The organism is Streptomyces sp. MS191 (genome assembly GCF_008042125.1).
GTDB lineage: Bacteria > Actinomycetota > Actinomycetes > Streptomycetales > Streptomycetaceae > Streptomyces.
Window position 1 is genome coordinate 1 of record NZ_RDBI01000235.1, and the last position, 1,308, is coordinate 1,308.

General features: G+C 75.0%; 1 protein-coding gene. It reads right to left on the minus strand.

The features are described 5' to 3' along the window. Positions 1-101: 101 nt before the first annotated feature. Positions 102-1,308: alpha/beta hydrolase (locus EAO71_RS36870; RefSeq protein WP_147982138.1), on the minus strand; the 1,207-nt coding region annotated here is incomplete at its 5' end.

A 1,308-nucleotide genomic window follows, 5' to 3' on the forward strand; every position in this document is an offset into this window, starting at 1 on the left:
GCGGCGACGCGGCCACGGGCGCGGGCGGTACGACGCGGGGCGCCGTGCTGCACGGCCTCCTCGGCCACCGGGGCTGAGGGCGGCGGGCCGGCCCGGTCGGCTCAGCCCCGGTGGCCGAGGAGGCCGTGCAGCACGGCGCCCCGCGTCGTACCGCCCGCGCCCGTGGCCGCGTCGCCGCGGCGCACCGCGGTCTTCGCCGGCTCGGGATCGGGGAGCGTCTCGCAGACCGCGTCCGCCTCCGACCCCGCCTCGCCGCGCGGCACCCGTCCCGTCGACAGGTAGGTCGCCAGGTGACCGTCCAGACAGGCGTTGCCGCTCAGTGTCACGCCGTGGTTCGGTCCGCCCTGCTCGACGACCAGGCTGGAGCCGCGCACCATCCGGTGCAGCTCGACGCCCCCTTCGTAGGGGGTGGCCGCGTCGTCCGTCGCCTGGAGGATGAGGATCGGCGAGACCTCGTCGTTGGTGACGTCGGGCGGGGTCAGCGAGTCCACCGGCCAGAACGCGCACGGAGCGTTGTACCAGGCGTTGTTCCAGGTGGCGAACGGGGCCTTGGCGTGCACGTCCCAGTTGTCCTTCCGCCAGACGCCCCAGTCGCGGGGCCAGGCGGCGTCCCGGCACTGGACGCTCGTGTAGACCGAGTAGCCGTTGTCGGACGAGGCGTCGGCCGCGGCGAGCTTCGCGTAGGCGGCGGTCAGCGGGGCCGCGTCGCCGTCGTTGACGTACGCCGAGAAGGCCTCGGCGAGCTTCGGCCAGTAGCCGTTGTAGTAGCCGCCGGGCAGGAAGGTGTCCTCCAGTTCGCCCGGCCCGACCTTCCCGCCGGCCGGGGTCCTCCGCAGGGCGTCGCGCATCCGGTACCAGGCGGCCTCGACCGCGGCCGGGTCCGCGCCCAGCCGGTAGGTGGCGTCCTGGCGGGCCACCCAGGCCATGAAGGCCTTGTGGCGGGCGTCGAAGGCCCGGTCCTGGGCGAGGTTGTCCTCGTACCAGACACCGCGCGGGTTGACGACGGAGTCGAGGGCGAACCGCCGCACCCGCTCCGGGTAGAGCCGCGCGTACACCGCCCCGAGGTAGGTGCCGTAGGAGTAGCCGAGGTAGTTGAGCCGGCTCGCGCCCAGGGCGTCGCGGATGGCGTCCATGTCCCGGGCGGTGCTCACCGTGTCGATGTACGGCAGCACGTCGGCGTACTTCGCGCCGCACGCGTCCGCGAACGCCCGTGCCCGCTCGACCCCGGCGCGCTCGTCCTCGGCCCCGGTGGGCACCGAGTCCGGCCGGACGGGGGCGAAGTGGCCGGGGCGGCAGTCGAGGGCCGGT